12 protein-coding genes and 2 rRNA genes (1 of these 14 only partly in view) are annotated in these 17,027 nt (G+C 50.4%); 8 read left to right on the plus strand and 6 right to left on the minus strand.

What is annotated here, in order from left to right; translation table 11 throughout:
• The 3 genes from ACKU4E_RS02880 to ACKU4E_RS02890 form a co-directional block, all read left to right on the plus strand.
• Positions 1-1,996, plus strand: a 23S ribosomal RNA gene (locus tag ACKU4E_RS02880) (it extends 938 nt beyond the left edge of the window).
• A 204-nt stretch (positions 1,997-2,200) separates the two neighbouring features.
• Positions 2,201-2,315 (plus strand): 5S ribosomal RNA (gene rrf, locus ACKU4E_RS02885).
• Between the two features lie 166 nt (positions 2,316-2,481).
• Complete coding sequence (locus ACKU4E_RS02890) at positions 2,482-3,423, plus strand: hypothetical protein (protein ID WP_320169583.1); 942 nt, start codon at positions 2,482-2,484, stop codon at positions 3,421-3,423.
• Positions 3,424-3,636: 213 nt separating this feature from the next.
• Here the strand turns inward: ACKU4E_RS02890 and ACKU4E_RS02895 are convergent, their stop codons facing one another.
• The 5 genes from ACKU4E_RS02895 to ACKU4E_RS02915 all read right to left on the minus strand — a co-directional run bounded on the left by ACKU4E_RS02895 (position 3,637) and on the right by ACKU4E_RS02915 (position 7,771).
• Positions 3,637-4,074 carry a PaaI family thioesterase gene (locus tag ACKU4E_RS02895; RefSeq protein ID WP_320169584.1) on the minus strand — a complete coding sequence of 146 codons (438 nt, stop codon included), beginning with the start codon at positions 4,072-4,074 and terminating at the stop codon, positions 3,637-3,639.
• 94 nt (positions 4,075-4,168) lie between these two features.
• Positions 4,169-5,482, minus strand: coding sequence for a TRAP transporter large permease (locus ACKU4E_RS02900; RefSeq protein ID WP_320169585.1), 1,314 nt, complete (start codon positions 5,480-5,482; stop codon positions 4,169-4,171).
• A 1-nt stretch (position 5,483) separates the two neighbouring features.
• A complete protein-coding gene (locus ACKU4E_RS02905) occupies positions 5,484-5,972 on the minus strand; it encodes a TRAP transporter small permease (protein ID WP_320169586.1) in 489 nt (162 codons plus the stop codon).
• A 121-nt stretch (positions 5,973-6,093) separates the two neighbouring features.
• Positions 6,094-7,104 (minus strand): TRAP transporter substrate-binding protein, encoded by a 1,011-nt coding sequence (locus ACKU4E_RS02910; RefSeq protein ID WP_320169587.1) that lies wholly within the window; start codon positions 7,102-7,104, stop codon positions 6,094-6,096.
• Between the two features lie 37 nt (positions 7,105-7,141).
• The gene (locus ACKU4E_RS02915; RefSeq protein ID WP_320169588.1) at positions 7,142-7,771 is read right to left on the minus strand and encodes a TetR/AcrR family transcriptional regulator; all 630 of its coding nucleotides are present in this window, start codon (positions 7,769-7,771) and stop codon (positions 7,142-7,144) included.
• Between the two features lie 238 nt (positions 7,772-8,009).
• On the opposite strand from ACKU4E_RS02915, the gene ACKU4E_RS02920 reads away from it, so the two are divergent.
• Complete coding sequence (locus tag ACKU4E_RS02920; RefSeq protein WP_320169589.1) at positions 8,010-9,368, plus strand: sulfite exporter TauE/SafE family protein; 1,359 nt, start codon at positions 8,010-8,012, stop codon at positions 9,366-9,368.
• A gap of 117 nt (positions 9,369-9,485) precedes the next feature.
• Here ACKU4E_RS02920 and ACKU4E_RS02925 read toward each other — a convergent pair whose 3' ends face one another.
• Positions 9,486-10,445 (minus strand): MJ1477/TM1410 family putative glycoside hydrolase, encoded by a 960-nt coding sequence (locus ACKU4E_RS02925; protein WP_320169590.1) that lies wholly within the window; start codon positions 10,443-10,445, stop codon positions 9,486-9,488.
• A 284-nt stretch (positions 10,446-10,729) separates the two neighbouring features.
• Here ACKU4E_RS02925 and ACKU4E_RS02930 point away from each other — a divergent pair, with 284 nt between their 5' ends.
• The 4 genes from ACKU4E_RS02930 to ACKU4E_RS02945 are packed head-to-tail and all read left to right on the plus strand — an operon-like array spanning position 10,730 to position 17,022.
• Positions 10,730-11,290, plus strand: a complete 561-nt coding sequence (locus tag ACKU4E_RS02930) for a GNA1162 family protein (RefSeq protein ID WP_320169591.1) — start codon at positions 10,730-10,732, stop codon at positions 11,288-11,290.
• 14 nt (positions 11,291-11,304) lie between these two features.
• On the plus strand, positions 11,305-12,129 hold the full coding sequence (locus ACKU4E_RS02935) for an endo alpha-1,4 polygalactosaminidase (RefSeq protein WP_320169592.1): 825 nt from the start codon (positions 11,305-11,307) through the stop codon (positions 12,127-12,129).
• Complete coding sequence (locus tag ACKU4E_RS02940; RefSeq protein WP_320169593.1) at positions 12,113-14,200, plus strand: polysaccharide deacetylase; 2,088 nt, start codon at positions 12,113-12,115, stop codon at positions 14,198-14,200. Before ACKU4E_RS02935 ends, ACKU4E_RS02940 begins: the two co-directional genes overlap by 17 nt.
• Complete coding sequence (locus ACKU4E_RS02945; RefSeq protein WP_320169594.1) at positions 14,197-17,022, plus strand: tetratricopeptide repeat protein; 2,826 nt, start codon at positions 14,197-14,199, stop codon at positions 17,020-17,022. The genes ACKU4E_RS02940 and ACKU4E_RS02945 overlap by 4 nt, the downstream gene beginning before the upstream one ends.
• Positions 17,023-17,027 lie beyond the last annotated feature (5 nt).

A 17,027-nucleotide genomic window follows, 5' to 3' on the forward strand; every position in this document is an offset into this window, starting at 1 on the left:
AACCTTATCAAACTCCGAATGCCGTAAGTTATATCCTGGGAGTCAGACTGCGGGTGCGAAGGTCCGTAGTCGAAAGGGAAACAGCCCAGACCGTCAGCTAAGGTCCCTAAATCCATGCTCAGTGGATAAGGTGGTGGAGTTGTATAGACAGCCAGGAGGTTGGCTTAGAAGCAGCCATCCTTTAAAGAAAGCGTAATAGCTCACTGGTCTAACGATTCTGCGCCGAAAATGTAACGGGGCTAAGCATGGTACCGAAGCTACGGGATGCGTCTTTGACGCATCGGTAGGAGAGCGTTCTCAGATGGGATGAAGGTGAATCGGAAGGTTCGCTGGACTAATGAGAAGTGATTATGCTGGCATGAGTAACGATAAAACGAGTGAGAAACTCGTTCGCCGTAAGACTAAGGTTTCCTGGGTAAAGTTAATCTTCCCAGGGTTAGTCGGTCCCTAAGGCGAGGCCGAAAGGCGTAGTCGATGGAAAACGGGTTAATATTCCCGTACCTGCAATTGTGTGCGACGGAGGGACGCAGAAGGATAGCTCAGCCGGGTGTTGGATGTCCCGGTGTAAGCATGTAGGGATGGATCATAGGCAAATCCGTGATCCTCTATCCCGAGATGTGATGCCGTAACTTCACGTTTGAAGTGAGTAATTCCAGACTGCCTAGAAAATCTTCTAAGTTTAGCATTTGCAGACCGTACCGCAAACCAACACAGGTAGTCGGGTCGAGTAGACCAAGGCGCTTGAGAGAACTCTGGTTAAGGAATTCGGCAAAATGATCCCGTAAGTTAGCGAGAAGGGATGCTCTTGAGAGTGACGAGATTTACTTTCTAAGCTTTCGAGAGCCGCAGAGAATCGGGGGGGGCGACTGTTTACTAAAAACATAGGTCTCTGCTAAGTCGTAAGACGATGTATAGGGACTGACGCCTGCCCGGTGCTGGAAGGTTAAGAGGAGGTGTTAGACTTGTTCGAAGCTCCGAATCGAAGCCCCAGTAAACGGCGGCCGTAACTATAACGGTCCTAAGGTAGCGAAATTCCTTGTCGGGTAAGTTCCGACCTGCACGAATGGCGTAACGATCTCCCCACTGTCTCAACCAGAGACTCAGTGAAATTGAATTACCGGTGAAAATGCCGGTTACCCGCGGTAAGACGGAAAGACCCTGTGCACCTTTACTATAGCTTGACATTGGGTTTAGGGCTATCATGTGTAGGATAGGTGGGAGGCTTTGAAGCGGGCACGCCAGTGTCTGTGGAGCCATCCTTGAAATACCACCCTTGATATTCTTGAATTCTAATCCAACGCCGTTATCCGGCTTGGAGACAGTGTCTGGTGGGTAGTTTGACTGGGGCGGTCGCCTCCCAAAGAGTAACGGAGGCTTGCAAAGGTTCCCTCAGGCTGATTGGAAACCAGCCGTCGAGTGCAAAGGCATAAGGGAGCTTGACTGTAAGACAGACATGTCGAGCAGGAACGAAAGTTGGTCTTAGTGATCCGGTGGTCCCGCATGGAAGGGCCATCGCTCATAGGATAAAAGGTACGCCGGGGATAACAGGCTGATCGCATCCAAGAGTTCACATCGACGATGCGGTTTGGCACCTCGATGTCGGCTCATCACATCCTGGGGCTGAAGCAGGTCCCAAGGGTTCGGCTGTTCGCCGATTAAAGTGGTACGCGAGCTGGGTTTAAAACGTCGTGAGACAGTTTGGTCCCTATCTACCGTGGGCGTAGGAGAATTGAAAAGGGTCTGTCCCTAGTACGAGAGGACCGGGGTGGACGAACCTATGGTGTTCCTGTTGTCGCGCCAGCGGCATTGCAGGGTAGCTAAGTTCGGAAGGGATAACCGCTGAAAGCATCTAAGCGGGAAGCCTGCCTTGAGATTAGTTCTCCCTATGCTTTAGCATCTGAAGATTCCAGGTAGACCACCTGGTTGATAGGCCGGAAGTGTAAGTGTGGTGACACATTCAGCTGACCGGTACTAATAAATCGTGCGACTTATCTTTCTTCTCTTCCCTATAACTTTAATTTCGCGTATTGCACGCCATCTGCGAATTTTTAAATTCAAGATCGACTGCTCGTGTATTAAGGATACACTTCGCATCCGGTCTCGAATCGAAAAATCCACATCTGACGCACACTACGCAAAATTAAGGAAGTAGGTTCTCTATTCGACATATATTTCGATCCTTACGGATCAACATATTTGTCCTTGCGACCATTGAGGAGGGGCCACACCCGACCCCATTCCGAACTCGGAAGTTAAGCCCTCCTTCGCCGATGATACTGCCAGGTAGCTGGTGGGAAAGTAGGTCGTCGCAAGGACTTTTTTGTTTCTGCAAAAGCCCGCACTACGAAAGTTGTGCGGGCTTTTCGGCGTTTGGAGCATGGTCTGTCCGCAAGCCCGAATGATCAGATTTCCAACCATTGTAATTAACTTGTATTAATAGTATCTTAATAATTATTCATATTAATTAATAAGGTGCTAAGCATGACTCCTAAAGTTGATGTCGTCATAAATGTTTTCGGTAAAGTTCATCAGACAGCACTTTCGCTGCTTTCATTGCTTGAGCATAGCGGGGAACACATAAACAGAATTTATTTTCAGGAAGAAGCGTGCACCGCCGAGTATGAATTCAGAAATCAAGATAAAATTATCGAGTATTTAGGCGATACTGTTGAATATTTTATACCGAAATATTGGAATGGTATCGACCCTAATGATATGGCTTTGGCGGCTTCTTCAGAAGATTATCGTTTGTCTATACGCTACCAGTCCGGTTGGGAAAAATGCAGGGAGCGCTATCTGCTTACCGTTCACAACGATATTGAGGTCACTGCTGATATTGTCGATAACCTTTACAATGAACTGGATGGACATACCGGTATCGGTGAAATCGGCCAGTGCTGGTGGTGTCCTGCCGGGCAGAACGGTCTTTGCGATTCAGAACGGTACACGGAATTCAAGCCTTCGTACCAGTATCTGATGAGGATCTATAATAAGGATATGGATTATACTCAGCGGAGGGCTTACAATCTCGGCCTTTCCGACCAGTATAAGGAAAATGCCTGGCCTTTGCCGGAGTGCAGACTGAATGAATGGTGTGCTCTTATTGATATGGACAAGGCTCGCAAGGATACGATGCCTTTTGGGAGCGCCGTTCCCTTTGGAGCAAGAATGCCATCAGGCGCGTGCATTGGTGAGAACTGGGATCGCCCCGTATGTCTGGACGTGGCCGTGCAATGGTTTAGGGATATGCTGCATCTGGGACATACCTTTAAACATTATGATGTGAACAAGGACATGATTCATGACAAGCGGGGTAGTGTTAAGCTTGATTCTGCCGAAGCCTACGTCTTAGCCGAACAGAAGGCATTGCATAGGCTCAGAAAAAGATTTCCCGAATATTGTGAGTTTGCTGGTATTGGATAATATCCTGTGCCGATGCAGGTTATATTATCAGAAAATAAGTTTTAATCTGTCCTGTCTGCAGTCTATTTTGTCATATTTAGTGGAAAGCTTAGAGTTTCTGTTGCTGCCTAATTGTGGCTGGCTGATATTTTATAATTTTTATGAAAGATTAAAAAAAATCCGCAGAACGTTTTTACATTCTACGGATTTTTTATGTACTAGTCTGCTTGGCTGTTAGTCTTCGGAAGCCTTCCGAACATTGTAAACAGCGCGCCCCTCAGCAATGATGACTTCGGGCTCAGATGCTGCAAAAACAATTATTTGAGTGTTTCCTACCCTGTTTCCGAGTAATTTTACCCTTGCCTCAGCAATGATGTCTTCCGGCGGAGCCGGGCGAAGGTAGTCTACCCGGAGGTCAATGGTCGCCACACGATCGTTTATTTCACCGGAAGCCCAGACCGCCGTACCTCCGCAGGTATCAATCAGCATGGAGATAACCCCTCCGTGCAGGGCAGGTCGGCGCGGGTCCCCAATGAATTCCTGACGAAATGGAAGCCGTAGCCTTGCGTAATTCTTGCCTGCACATTCAACCTTGAGGCCCAGAAAATTATCAAAAGGGATTTTTTCTTCGATAACGTTTTTTATATCGGAAACTTCCTGATCATTACACACGACGATTCTCCAATTGCTTTTTGCCACTAACCGGAATTTTTCCGGGTATGAACTTAATATCAACTTCAGAAGTGTTTTTGGACGTGCACTTTAGTTAATACATAGCTTCCGGCAGAAATAGAATCAACTGCGGAAATATGGCAAAAAGTATAATTCCGACCATAATTGCCAGTAAAAACGGCATGGTGCCTTTAAAAATTTCTTCCAGCGTTATGTCCGGGGAGAATTTCCGGGCCATACCGTAGACCACATAGACGTTTATGCCTACCGGAGGAGTGATTACACCTATCTGGGTTACGAGCACGATGATTACACCGAACCATATGGGGTCGAAGCCGAGCGATGTTACCACTGGGTAAAAGACAGGGATAGTCAGCATGATCAGGGCCAGCGCGTCCATAAAGCAGCCGCCTATGAAATAAATCACCAGAATCATGGTCATGATGATCAGCGGGTGCAAGTCGAACGAGGCCGTCCATTCAGCAACATTGAACGGGATGCGGGTTACTGCCAGAAATTTCCCGAAAATAACCGCCCCGGCAACAAGGAAAAGCACCATGCAGGAAGTGCGCAGGGTTTCGTAAAGTGAATTCAGAAAAGCCTGCCAGCTCAACTGCCGTTTGATTATGCCGAGCACAAGGATTCCGAGGACCCCTACAGCAGCAGATTCATTGGGAGTGAAAAATCCGAAAAACATACCGCCGATGACCAGAGCGAATACCAGGATCGTATCCATCAGCCCTGCAAGCGATTTCATTTTTTCCGCAAAGGTGAAGGTGTCCCCTTTCGGTCCGAGTTCCGGGTTGCGGCTGCATATGATTCCGATTGCCGCGATAAAGAGGATGGTCAGCACTATCGAGGGTATGATCCCGGCGACAAAAAGAGCTCCGATGGACTGTTCCGTCAGGATTCCATAGACGATGAGAACAACACTGGGGGGCATAATCATGCCCAGTCCGCCGCCAGATGCAACCGACCCGGCCGCTAGGGAATTGGAATATCCGTAGCGCTTCATTTCCGGGATGCCTACTGTGGCCATTGTTGCGGCTGTAGCCGGGCTTGATCCGCAGACGGAACCGAAAGCCGTGCAGGCGGCAACCGTGGCCATGGCCAGACCGCCTCGTATATGCCCCAGAAAATGGTATGCGGTGGAGTACAGTTTACGGCTTATCCCGCTGTTGAAGGCCAACTGCCCCATCAGGATAAACAACGGGATGGTGGAAAGGCTGTAGGACGAGAACGTATCGTAAAAACTGCGCGAAAGCAGGTTGAGCCCGCCTTTCATTGATATCAGCATGGAAAAGCCGCTGACCCCGACCAGTGTCATGACATAAGCCACCGGCATGCGGGTCAGGAACAGGGCCAGCATTATGAGGACCCCAAGGATTCCTATGGTGGTCGGTTCCATTTTATTCCTCCCCGGTGAAGAGCATGAGCAGCTCTTTTATGATTACAAGCGTGAAGCAGCCGAATCCGAAGGTCAGGGCATAAATTACCATGTCTGTTGGCAGCTCAAGGGTCATGGAGACTTCGCCGGATTTTCCCATGCTTACGCCGTAGAGATACAGGCGCCATGTAACGGTGGCGAAAAGAGCCGCGCTGAGCGTGTTGCTGAAAATGTTCATTCTGCGGCGAGCCCGTCTGCTGAGCTTGCTGTACAGAAATTCAACTCCGATATTGCTTTTCTGGGAATGGGCGTACCCCAGAGCCAGTCCGGTGGTCATGACAGCCAGAATGGCGACTATTTCTTCCACACCGAAAATGGGGGCACCGAATAATCCTCGGGAAATTATGTCCGCACCGGTCAGGAGAGCCATGCTGATCAGGCAGATTGCGGCAATATTTTTCAGCAGTGTTTCCAGCCCGTCTGCCAGAGCTGAAAGTTTGAGATTGTTCACTTGTAATTCTCCGTTAATTTATGCACACGAGTCGCGGTGCGGTACTCATAAAGCGGCAAAAAGTTCAAGGCTGCGAATTCTGCCGCGGCCTTGAACTTTCGGTGCTTATTGTGTGAGAGCTTTACTGCGCGCTGTTGAGCGTCTCAACGGTAAAGTCCAGAATCGCTTTACCATCGAGCTTTTTGCTGTTGGCCATTTTTACGTATTCATCCATCATGGGAGCGGCTTTGTCTTTCCAGCGTTTACCTTCGGCTTCGCTGAGTTCGATAAACTGTCCGCCTTTTTCAGTCAGAAATTCGCGTCCGACCTTGTCGCTTTCGTCCCAGGCCTTGGCGTGCTTGAGGGCATATTCCTGACCAAGGGCCATGATCGTTTTCTGATCTTCTTCGGAAATGGCGGCCCACTTGTCCTTGTTCATAACTACGAAGAATGTAGTGGTGTATCCCACCGGATAGTCCAGAGTGCAGTAGTCGACTACTTCGCCCATCTTCCAGCCTTTGTTGGTTTCCATGGGGTATACGCCGCCGTCTACAACGCCCTTGCGGATGGCCTGATATGAATCCGGCATGGACATGGCTACCGGAGATGCTCCCAGAGCCTTGAGCAACTGAGCGGAGTTCCCTGTACCACGCAGTTTCATGCCTTTGATGTCTTCAAGGGTTCTGACCGGTTTTTTGGCTGTGAAGAGCAGTCCCGGACCATGAGCATGGAAAAAGATAACTTTTACCTGACGGAGTTCCTTGGGCTGAAATTTTTCATAAACAGCGTTTGCCACCTTGGTGGCTGCCACGCCGGATTTGTAGCCCAGGGGCAGATCTACCGCGGCCATTGTAGGAAAACGTCCGCGCGAGTAGGCAAGGGCGGACATGCCTATGTCCGAAAGTCCTTCCACAACTCCGTCATAGCACTGTTTGGCCTTGGTCAGCGTGTTGCCGGGAAAATAGGAAATAGTCACGCGGCCATCGGTGCGTTTTGCAACTTCATCGCACCACTGTTGGGCCAGTTTGGACTGGATGTGCGTGGGGGGGAAAAAGTTGGAATAGGTCAGGTTCACGTTTTCGGCACCTGCGGAAAGCGGCATTGCACACATGCAGACGGCCGCGGCCAGTACAGTGAGTAAAAGTCTTTTCATGTTTCCTCCGATTTTTATGAAAATATGTAATTCCGGTTTATTCCGGCTTTTTTTTGAGTCCCTTGCTTATGGCCAGGGCCACGGCTGCCTCGCGTATTTCCTTGAGTTCTATTAAACCGTGCTCGCCTGAATTCTGAATCATGAATCCTGTTTCAAGGGCATTCCTGACCATATATCCCTCAAAAAGAACCGTATTGAGTGCTCCGAGTTTTTCCGGGGGATAGTCCGTTTCAATGAAATCTTTCACCAACTCGGCGAAGACTGTTTCGGACAGCCTGTACTGGCTCAGTCCCAGATCTTCGCGCAATTCGGGAATTCGTGAAGCATAAATGGTGAACTCCAGAAAAACTTTTGCCCAGTTACGGTCCTGCACCATGTTTTCCAGGAAATCCCAGATAATGTGCATCACTTCTTCAAGGGAACCGGCTCGGCTGAGTCTTTCGTCTCTGGCGTTTCGGTACTGGATCAGCTTGTCTTCGATTATTTCCAGAAAAAGCTTATCCTTACTGACCCAGTGTCTGTAGAAACTGCCTTTGGCATAACCGGCGTGTCTTGTTATTTCTGCCACAGTAGTTTCCGTGAACCCTTTTCTTCCAAAGAGTTCATTGGCAGCACTCATCAGTTCTTCTTTGGTCTGCTGTGACTTTTCCTGCTGTTTTCTGGCCATTTAAGTTTTTGTTTTTGGATGTTGTGACCATTGGTCAAAAAGTGACCGTTGGTCATTTTTGGAGTGTATAGCTATGATGCGAAAAGCTGTCAACAGCAAAACCGGTTCTGAGCGGGCGCTATATTCTGTGCATGGTCTGGGTGATTACGGTATAATCCTTGGCAGATCATTCAATCTTTGTGATTATGCCGGCCGAACAGCGAAAGATTTTTAGCGGCAATTTACAGGAGCAGGTCTAGTGAGGAATTTATATATTCTGTGCAGTCTGATTTTCTTCGTCCTGACCTGTGTTCCGGTGCAGGCGCATCCTCTCGGCGAGGTCGTACAGGAAACTACGGTCATGAACGAGGGCGGACGGCTGCTGATTCTGTATAACACTTCCATCGGTCCTTCCATTACAGCATCTCTGGTTCCGGACTTTGATCATGACGGGGAAGTTTCCGCAAAAGAAGAAGCCCGTCTCGCAAAGAGGATAAATGAAATCCTGCTGCCAAATCTGTCCATATCGCTGGATGGCGGCACTGTGGTGCCGGAACTATATTACGACTCGGTTGCTCCGGCTAATGGCGGCTACAACAACGGCCTGCGGTCCAATCTTGTTTATTCAATCCCCTTGAAAGGTGAAGGTTCTTCAAAACATTTTCTGCGGTTTTCGGATAATAATTTTCGGGCAGGTGAGCTTAAATGGCTCAAGTGGCTGGTGCGGGCCGATCCTGTTTTTAATGTGGTCAGGACTTCACCAGATTCACGGGAGCTTGATTTCCGGTTTTTTATGAGAAGTTCCGAAGCTTCGGCTGATGGGGGCGTTGGTGGAAAGGAAAATTCCGCGGCAGATCTGCTCAAGCCTGAACCGCGTGAGGATCCCAGTCAGGCCGCGCTGAAGGAATATCTTTCAAAGGAAAATCTCGGTACCGCGACAGTTCTTCTGGCTCTGGGACTGGCATTTTTTCTGGGCATGGGCCATGCGCTCAGTCCCGGACACGGAAAGGCCATGGTGGCCGCCTATCTTATCGGACGAAGCGGGCGTGTGCGGGATGCCTTCATTCTGGGGCTGATCGTTACAGTGACCCATGTAGCAAGTGTTCTGGTGCTCGGTATTGCCGCGCTGCTCATGTCTCATTATTTTCTTCCCGGCGATCTGTACCCGTGGCTGGGGGCTTTTTCCGGTGCCCTTGTTTTTCTGGTCGGTTATCTGATGCTGGCTAAAAGAGCGCTTCATCACCATCACCACCACGACCATCACCATCATGCTCCGGATGGAGGAGCCGTTTCATGGTGGTCCATGCTGAGTCTCGGGCTTGCGGGCGGAATGGTTCCGTGTCCCACGGCTCTGGTCGTCCTGCTGGCCTCGGTTGCCTTCGGGCGTATTGTTTTCGGATTGCTGCTCATCTCGGCCTTCAGTCTTGGGCTGGCGGCAGTGCTGATCATTATCGGCATACTGACAGTCAAGGCGTCCGGGTTGACCGAAAGGTTTTCGGGGTCTCGCAGATGGCTGGAAAATCTTCCGGTGGCGAGTGCGGGACTGGTAATGCTCGCCGGTCTGGTCATAATTTTTAATGCCCTGCACGCCGGGGGAATTATCAGATTTTATCCATAGCAGGCATTCCGGTAGATACTCCGGAATGACTGCTATGGTTCATTTTCATCTATGGGACAAAAAATGACGGTCTGTCCGGCCAGAAGAAAGCAGTTGCTGAACTGTAAGTGAATAAAATTATTTCAGACTGTAATAAAAATCGGTCAGCCGCGTCAGGGCTGCGTCCGGTGTGGATGCGTAGGGTATCAGCTTAAAGGGCAGTGCCCGGACCTGTTTAAGGTAATCATGATACTCTTTTGGGCCTATGTATTCCATATCCAGAACTGTTTTTCCGTTTTTGGCCACCTCTCCGGCCAGTCTCAGCCGGTAGTCACGATCATCAGTGCTGAAGCAGTTGAAAAGCAGGCTTTCAAGACCGACCATGTCGATTGTTTTGAAGTAGGCTTCCCTGTATTCCGGCGAGCAGGATTCAAATACACCCATTCCGTTCTGGGGGCAGATTATGAAATTGCTTCCGGCCCGTTTGCGGCAGTAGTCCGCTATGCGTACGATCAGTTTGATCATTCTGTCGGCAGTATCCTTCACGTCTTCGCCCTGTTCGTGCCAGAACCAGTATGCGTCCACTATGTCCAGATATACACCGTCAAAACCGGCTTCCAAGATGCGGTCCATGTACGGCTTCAGTGCTTTTTCCCACCAGTCCTCGCTCCAGTAGCGGACTTTGAAGTTCCCCGGCCAGTCCTTGTTTTCCGGCCCCAGAAAAGTCGGATGATTTTCATCCCATCCCTTATCCCAGTAGAAACGGTAATTTTCCGCTTCACCTATGGAAAAATAGCAGAGTACGGTTTTTTTATACCTGTGCATGATCGCTACTTCTTCGGCGGTGAATTTTCTGTTGTCCGTACCGTCCTTGGAGTAGTCGGTCACAATCAGCTGGTAGGGAGATTCGGCAATTGCAGCTGTGGAAGGATTCTGCAGCACGCAGGCCCAGCTTGAAATCTCCGGCCGTTTCGGAGTTACCCGTATGCCGTTAATTGACTCAGAGCCGTATTCTGTTCTGTCCGGGACAGGCTTTTGCGGTGAACAGGACATAATGAGAAACAGCAGAATAATTGACAGGCTAAATTTAAATTTCATTTTTTTCAGTCCGTTATGTTACAGTTTATTCCTGCTTCCTTAGCACGGACAGGACGTTTAAAGCAATGAAATGGACAAGTCTGGAAAATCTTACGAAAAATACTTAAAAGTTAAATGTTATACTTTTCAGGTCATTGTTTTCTGTTTATATTGCATTGGTTGAAAGTTGGAGAAGGTAATCCAACCATTTAAACGGTAAGATTATTTTGTCGGGCGGGGCGCTGGACGCGGGAACATCGCGTTTGTTGCCCGCTAGTTGACTTTCTGTAAGTCAGGAGGATTTAGTGAAACGTTTTTTTGTATGTATTTTGTTTTTTATATTGGCCCTTGCAGGTTGTTCCGGTTCCTACATGAAGGATTATGTACAGCCGCAGGGAATTGCCAGTGACGCAAGGCTGGTGGCAGTTCTGCCTCTGGTCAATCTGACCACCACTCCCAACGCCGGAAGGATTGTCAGCGACCTGCTTTCCACCGAGCTTTATGCGTCCACCAGATTCAAGCTCATGGAGTCCACCGAGATGCTCAAACGGGTCAAAGGTGACAGTGATGACCTTGAGTTTGTAATGGAAGATGTGGTCGCGCAGAAAATAGGCAGCAAACTCGGAGTTGATACCGTGGTTTACGGTTCCGTTTCCGAGTATCAGTACAAGCGCGGTGTGAACCAGAGCCCCACGGTCGGAATCAATCTGAAAATGATTGATGTTCCTTCCGGCAAGGTTTTATGGGCTTCGTCCTCTTCTAATTCCGGAGGGTGCTTTTTCGGATGTACGGATTCCCTCAACAGCGTGGCTCAGGATACCCTGGCGGAAATGGTTCAGACCATGTCCGATACACCTGCTCAATAATTGCGGTCCTGATCGTGGTTGGGTTCAGCCTTTTCGGATACAGGATCGCATTCGGGAAAAATCCGGCCCGGATTTCTTCCTGGGCCTGTTATTACGGCAGTGCCGACCGAACTTCAGACCTCTTGAAGTTCGATCTCTGCGTGCTTTCGGAAACCGGGCAGGACCCGGCACCGCTGCGTTCTCAAGGGCGTAAGGCGCTTGCTTACATCAGTCTCGGAGAATTGCACGGGAACAGTCAGTATCTTGAAGAGGCTAAAAAGCAGGGGTTGTTATCCCGTTATAATGAGAATTGGGATTCATGGGTTGTGGATGTGCGCCGTCCGGAATGGCGGAAACTGCTTTTCGACAAATTGATTCCGAATGCGCTTGCCCGCGGATATGACGGGCTTTTTTTTGATACGCTTGATTCTCCGATAGACATGCAGCGCCGTGATCCGGATGCCTACAAAGGCACCGAGCGGGCCTGTGTGGAACTGGTCAGGGCCATTCGCGAAAAATTCCCAGATCTCATTCTCTGCCAGAATCGCGGCTTCGAGATAATACGGCGTACTGCCCCGTATCTTGATTACCTGCTTATCGAGGGGCTGACCTGTTCCATGGCCCCGGACTCGAAGGAAGCCTCGGCAGTTCCCCATGCAGACCGCGATTTTCTGCTCGCCAAAACCGCAGAGGCGGTAAAAGCGAATCCGAAACTTGTTGTCCTCAGCCTGGATTACGCCCCGGCGGACGACTCATTTAATATCGGCAGCGCCTGTGAATTTTCCAGAAAACAGGGGTTTGTGCCGTATGTAAGCACTCCGGCCCTTGATGAGGTTTTTGTCCATGCGCAATGTTTTTAGTCTGCTTATTCTGCTGGCTGTGATCTGTGCCGCTCTTCCTGCCTCAGCCGGACCTGATCCGGTCAAGCGCAAGGTCCTTGTCCTTTACGACAGTTCCGATGAAAGAACTGCGCAGGAGAACCTTTTTGTCGAAGGTTTTGCCATGCCTTTGAATTATCTCGGACTGCTTTACGAAATCCGTGATGTGGCAAAGCGTCCTTTGCCCGGCAAAGGGGAGATGGAGCAGTTCGGAGCCGTCTTTACAACATTTGCTGATGATTCCATGGCCGGACCGAATGAGTATCTGAAGTGGCTGGTCCGTCAGCAGGCCGAGGGCAGAAAGGTTGTTATTGCCGGTAATCTCGGGGCCTATAGCGGAGAGGACGGGGAATCGGCCGATAAGGAGCTGATCAGCAAAGTTTATTCAAACATGGGGTTCAGCTACAAGGGTGAGGTTGCAGCCGAGAAAATAAAGTTGAAATTCGGATATGTTGATCCCGAAAATATGAATTTCGAGCGCAGGCTGCCGCTGTTTCCCAGAGAAGACATCCTGCTCGTCCCGTCTTCAAAGAAGTCCCGGTCGTGGGTTACTGTGGATGATGCCAATCGTCCTGGAGAACCCGGCACTGTTGTCGGCATAGGTCCCGGAGGAGGTTTCGCTCTGGACGGATTCATGCGCTGGCAGGACCCCGGTGATTTTCGCAAGAAATGGTATATGAATCCCTTCGAATTTCTGCGCCTTTCTCTGGGGCTGGAAGGCGTTCCGGCCTTTACGCCGACTACGCTCAACGGATTGCGGGTTGCGTTTGCCCATATTGATGGTGACGGTTTCGCCGGATACACGGAAGTTGACGAGAACAAATGCTGCGTTGAAATAGTGATGGAGCGGATTTTCTCCCGCTATGATTTTCCCAACTCTGCATCGGTCATAGCCGGGGAGATCGACCCTGCCGTAAAGGGCAGTTTGAATAATATTGAACTGGCCCGGACTCTTTTTGAACTGAAGAACGTTGAGCCTGCCTCGCATTCCTATACCCATCCTTTCGCATGGGACCCCCGGCTTCGCGATTCCAAGGAATATGCTGCCGAGTTCGTTGTCGGCCAGTACGAAGTGTCGGGATACAAGTTCAATGCCCGTTATGAGATTGTGGATTCGTGCCGCTATATCTCGGACAATCTCGCTCCGCCGGAAAAACCGTGCCGGGTGCTGCTCTGGTCGGGCATGTGCGATCCACTATCCAATCAGGCCGAAATCGCCGCAAAGGCCGGAATACTCAACCTGAACGGCGGGGACACGGTTATGGATGCGCATCGTGATTCCTATTTCGGGGTTTCTCCTCTTTATCGCGCTCTGGGGGATTACAGCCAGATTTATACGGGCCAGGCCAACGAGAACATCCTCACCGATCTCTGGTCGGGGCCGTATTTCGGATTCCGAAACATTGTCGAAACCATGAAGCGCACGGGCTCACCGCGCCGGGTAATGCCCATCGACATCTATTATCATTTTTACAGCGGCGAAAAATTTGCCTCGCTCAAGGCGCTTGAGGATGTTTACGAGTGGGCCCTGTCTCAGGACAGTGCAAGGGTCTATGCCTCATCGTACATCAGGATGGTAAACGGATTTCTGAGCGGAAAGATGGAAAAGGTCGCTCCGGACCGTTTTGTGTTTTCGGACTATCGCGATTGTCTGAGTGTGCGGCTGGACGGAAAGGGCAGAGTGCCGGACCTGCGCAATTGTTCCAATATTCTGGGGTATGATGTTCTTCCGGAGGGGACATTCGTGCACTTGCGTCCCGGCACGAAAAGAGCGGAACTGGTTTTGAGCGACAACATGCGCGTTAATGACGGTTTCCTGTTCATTAAATCCAGTTCCGGATGGGTGCGTGATTTTCAGAGGATTCCTTCCGGAGCGCGGTTTGTTCTGGATTGTTTCAGTAAGGGCCGGGTGACTCTTTCCGGTCTTGTGCCGGGGGCAAAGTACAGGGTCATCAGGAAGGACGGCCCCCCTCTTGAACTGAAAAGCAGCGAAGGCGGGGAAGTTTCTGTCAGAGATATTTCTTCCGGCCCGGTGGAGATTGTCGGACTTTGAATATCAAGCTCTGGCGGGTACTCCTTTTCGTGCTCATCATTGTCGGGAGCACCTTGCTGATCTATCCCTTCCCAAGGGATATGGTGGAACTGTACCTTGCCGGGGGGGAGATTTCCAAGGCATCCGAACTGCTGGACCGTCTGCTTGAGGAAGACCCTGACGATCCCGGTCTGCTTTCGGTTGCCGCAGATGTCTATATTTACCGAGGCATGCCGGACAAGGCTATTACCTGCCTTAACCGGGTGCTTGCAAAAAAGCTGGATAACAAGGAAATTCTGGCAAAGCTGGCTTTATTTTACGAATGGAGTGTCATGCCGCGGGAGGCCATGCACACGTGGGAAAGGCTGGCTGCGATACTGAAACAGGATGAGGAGGCTTTCAGGAAACTGATCATGTACTACCGCTATTTTGATATGCTTCCGCAGGAGATTGACGCGATTCTGCATCTGAACACCCTTTTGGTCGAAAAGCCCGGGATTGATTTTTTCACAGAGCAGTTGAATCGGGAAATTTTCAGGCTGGGAGCCGAAAAGACTTCAAAGAGCGAAGATCCATACCTTGATTATCTCATCCGGGGTATCTTTGTGGTCGGGGAGCAGTTTCGTGCCGCTGCTGATTCCGGGACAGTGATCAATTCGCTCCAGTACATGATTTATGTGATGGAATATTTCGTCTCCATGGACAGGGTGGAGGAAGGGTACAATTTCGCCCGGCAAATGGACCAAAAGATGGGCGGGACCAATAATCGGCTGCAACTTGTCAGGGTGCTGGGTTGGGCCGGAGAGTTTGAGCAGGGGTTGGAGATTGCCCAAAGGCTCTTTAAGGAAAACCCGGACAACACTGCGCTGCTGACGGAGATGGTATGGATATCCCGAAGTGCCGGAAGGTTGGATGTGGCTGAAACCGTTCTGGAGAAACTGGTCAGCATCGAGCCCGGCAACAGCAGACATCAGGAAGAACTCGGCCGCGTCTATATGGAGTCCGGGCGCTACGACAAGGCTGTTGATTTGTTCAGAAAGATGGCTGAGAAGCTGAACAACTGGTTCAAGTACGCCCATGATATGTTAAGGGCGGCCCTGTACAGTTCGGACCCGAAACTCATGGCTCAGGTAGTGGCCGAGACCGAAGATCTGGATATTGACGATTCAGAATATATGCGGACCAGAGCCGATGCATTGCTGACCTTGAACAGACCCTACGATGCCTATGATGTTTTGAAGCGGTTGATTCAGCGACCTGATGTCGGCGTGGCCGATTACGAGCGTATGGTCGATGCGGCCATGGCGACCAAAGACAGCAGACTCATCGCAGACACGATTGACGCAGCACTTGAATTCAGTCCCGGCAATATTGATCTGATGCGCAGGGGGGCTGAGGCATGGCGTGAGGCCGGAGACCCTGTAAAGGGATATGAGCTTTACCGTAAGGTGGTGCAAAAGGCCGGGCTGGAGGAAGACGTCATAAATATGCTTCTGACCGCGTCTGACACCAATAATCTGAAGCTGGCCAGAGAAGCCGCGAAATATGCGCTGCATTTGTATCCGAAGAATGTGAAGGTCATAGCCCAGGCAGGCGAAATAATGCTTTGGCTGAATTCGCCCAAGGATGCTTATCCCTTCTACCGCAAGGCAGCGATACTTACCGGAGGCAGCCGTGAATTCGTAATGAAGCTGGTGCAGGTGGCTTCATATACCGGAGACAGTAAAATTTTCAGGGATGCGGCCTTGACGGCAATCCGGCTGCGTCCGGATGATGAACAGGTGGCTATGCTCGCGGCGTCTGTCTTATCCGCAGCCGGAGATAATGACCGGGCAGCAAAGCTTTTATCCAAATTTTCCAGCAGGAAGGACGAACAGCTCGACATGCTGCTCAAATGGGCTGAATTTGCGGATGGCGCCGGGCTGAACGAAGAGGCCTATCGCATTTATGACCGGCTTTACACTGCCGGATACAGGAAAAAGAAGGTTCGCAAGGAGTTGGCCAGACTGGCCGGCTGGACCAACCGTCCGAAAGTAGCAGCCCGACTTTACGGAGAGATTGCGGATGAAGCCCCGAGCAATTTCGATCTGGCCGTACAGGCGGGTGGCGCTTATTCCGATGCCGGAGAATACGCCCGTGCTGTGACCTATTATCAGAGGGCGCTGGCCCTGAAGCCGGGTGACAACGCTTTGCGGCTCAAGCTGGCTGAGACTTACGGTTTCGCCAACATGAATGCCGAACGTATTAAGCTTTACACGGAACTCTGGCGTGAAGGTCTTTTGCCTGAGAACGGCAGGGTTGAGCTTGCAAGGGCATATCTGGATGCCAAGGAACCGGACTCGGCCTTGAAAATTCTGGAACCGTACGCAAATCTCAAGCGGTTGCCCCGTTTTGAAGGGTTTCTGCTGGCTTCGGCTCTACAGCAGGCCGGTCGGAAAGCAGAGGCTTCGGCCATATATGAAAGGCTTGGAAAGGAATATGGAACGGACAGTGTCTTTCTGTCCCGCCTTGGAGCGGAGGCCCTTTTCAACAACGCGCCAACTGAGGCTTACGATCTTTTCAATTCCGCGCTCAAGATCGATCCGCAGGACCGCACTGCTCTTAAGGGGTTGGGAATAATACTTGCTGACAGGCAGCAGTATAAAAGGGCTGTATCCAAATTCCGGCATTATCTGAAACTTGTTCCCGATGATGCCGAGGCCCGCTATCAGCTTGCAGAAATTTATCGTCTTCTGGGGCGCGAAGCCGAGGCGGACAGACAGTATCGGCTGGCGGAGAGGTTGATTTCAAGAAAAGCGGAAAAGAATATTTTTGCTAGAAAAGTCAAGTTGCTTGACAGGTAGTTCAA

The sequence above is a fragment of the Maridesulfovibrio sp. genome (genome assembly GCF_963677005.1).
In the GTDB taxonomy this organism is placed as follows: Bacteria; Desulfobacterota; Desulfovibrionia; order Desulfovibrionales; family Desulfovibrionaceae; genus Maridesulfovibrio.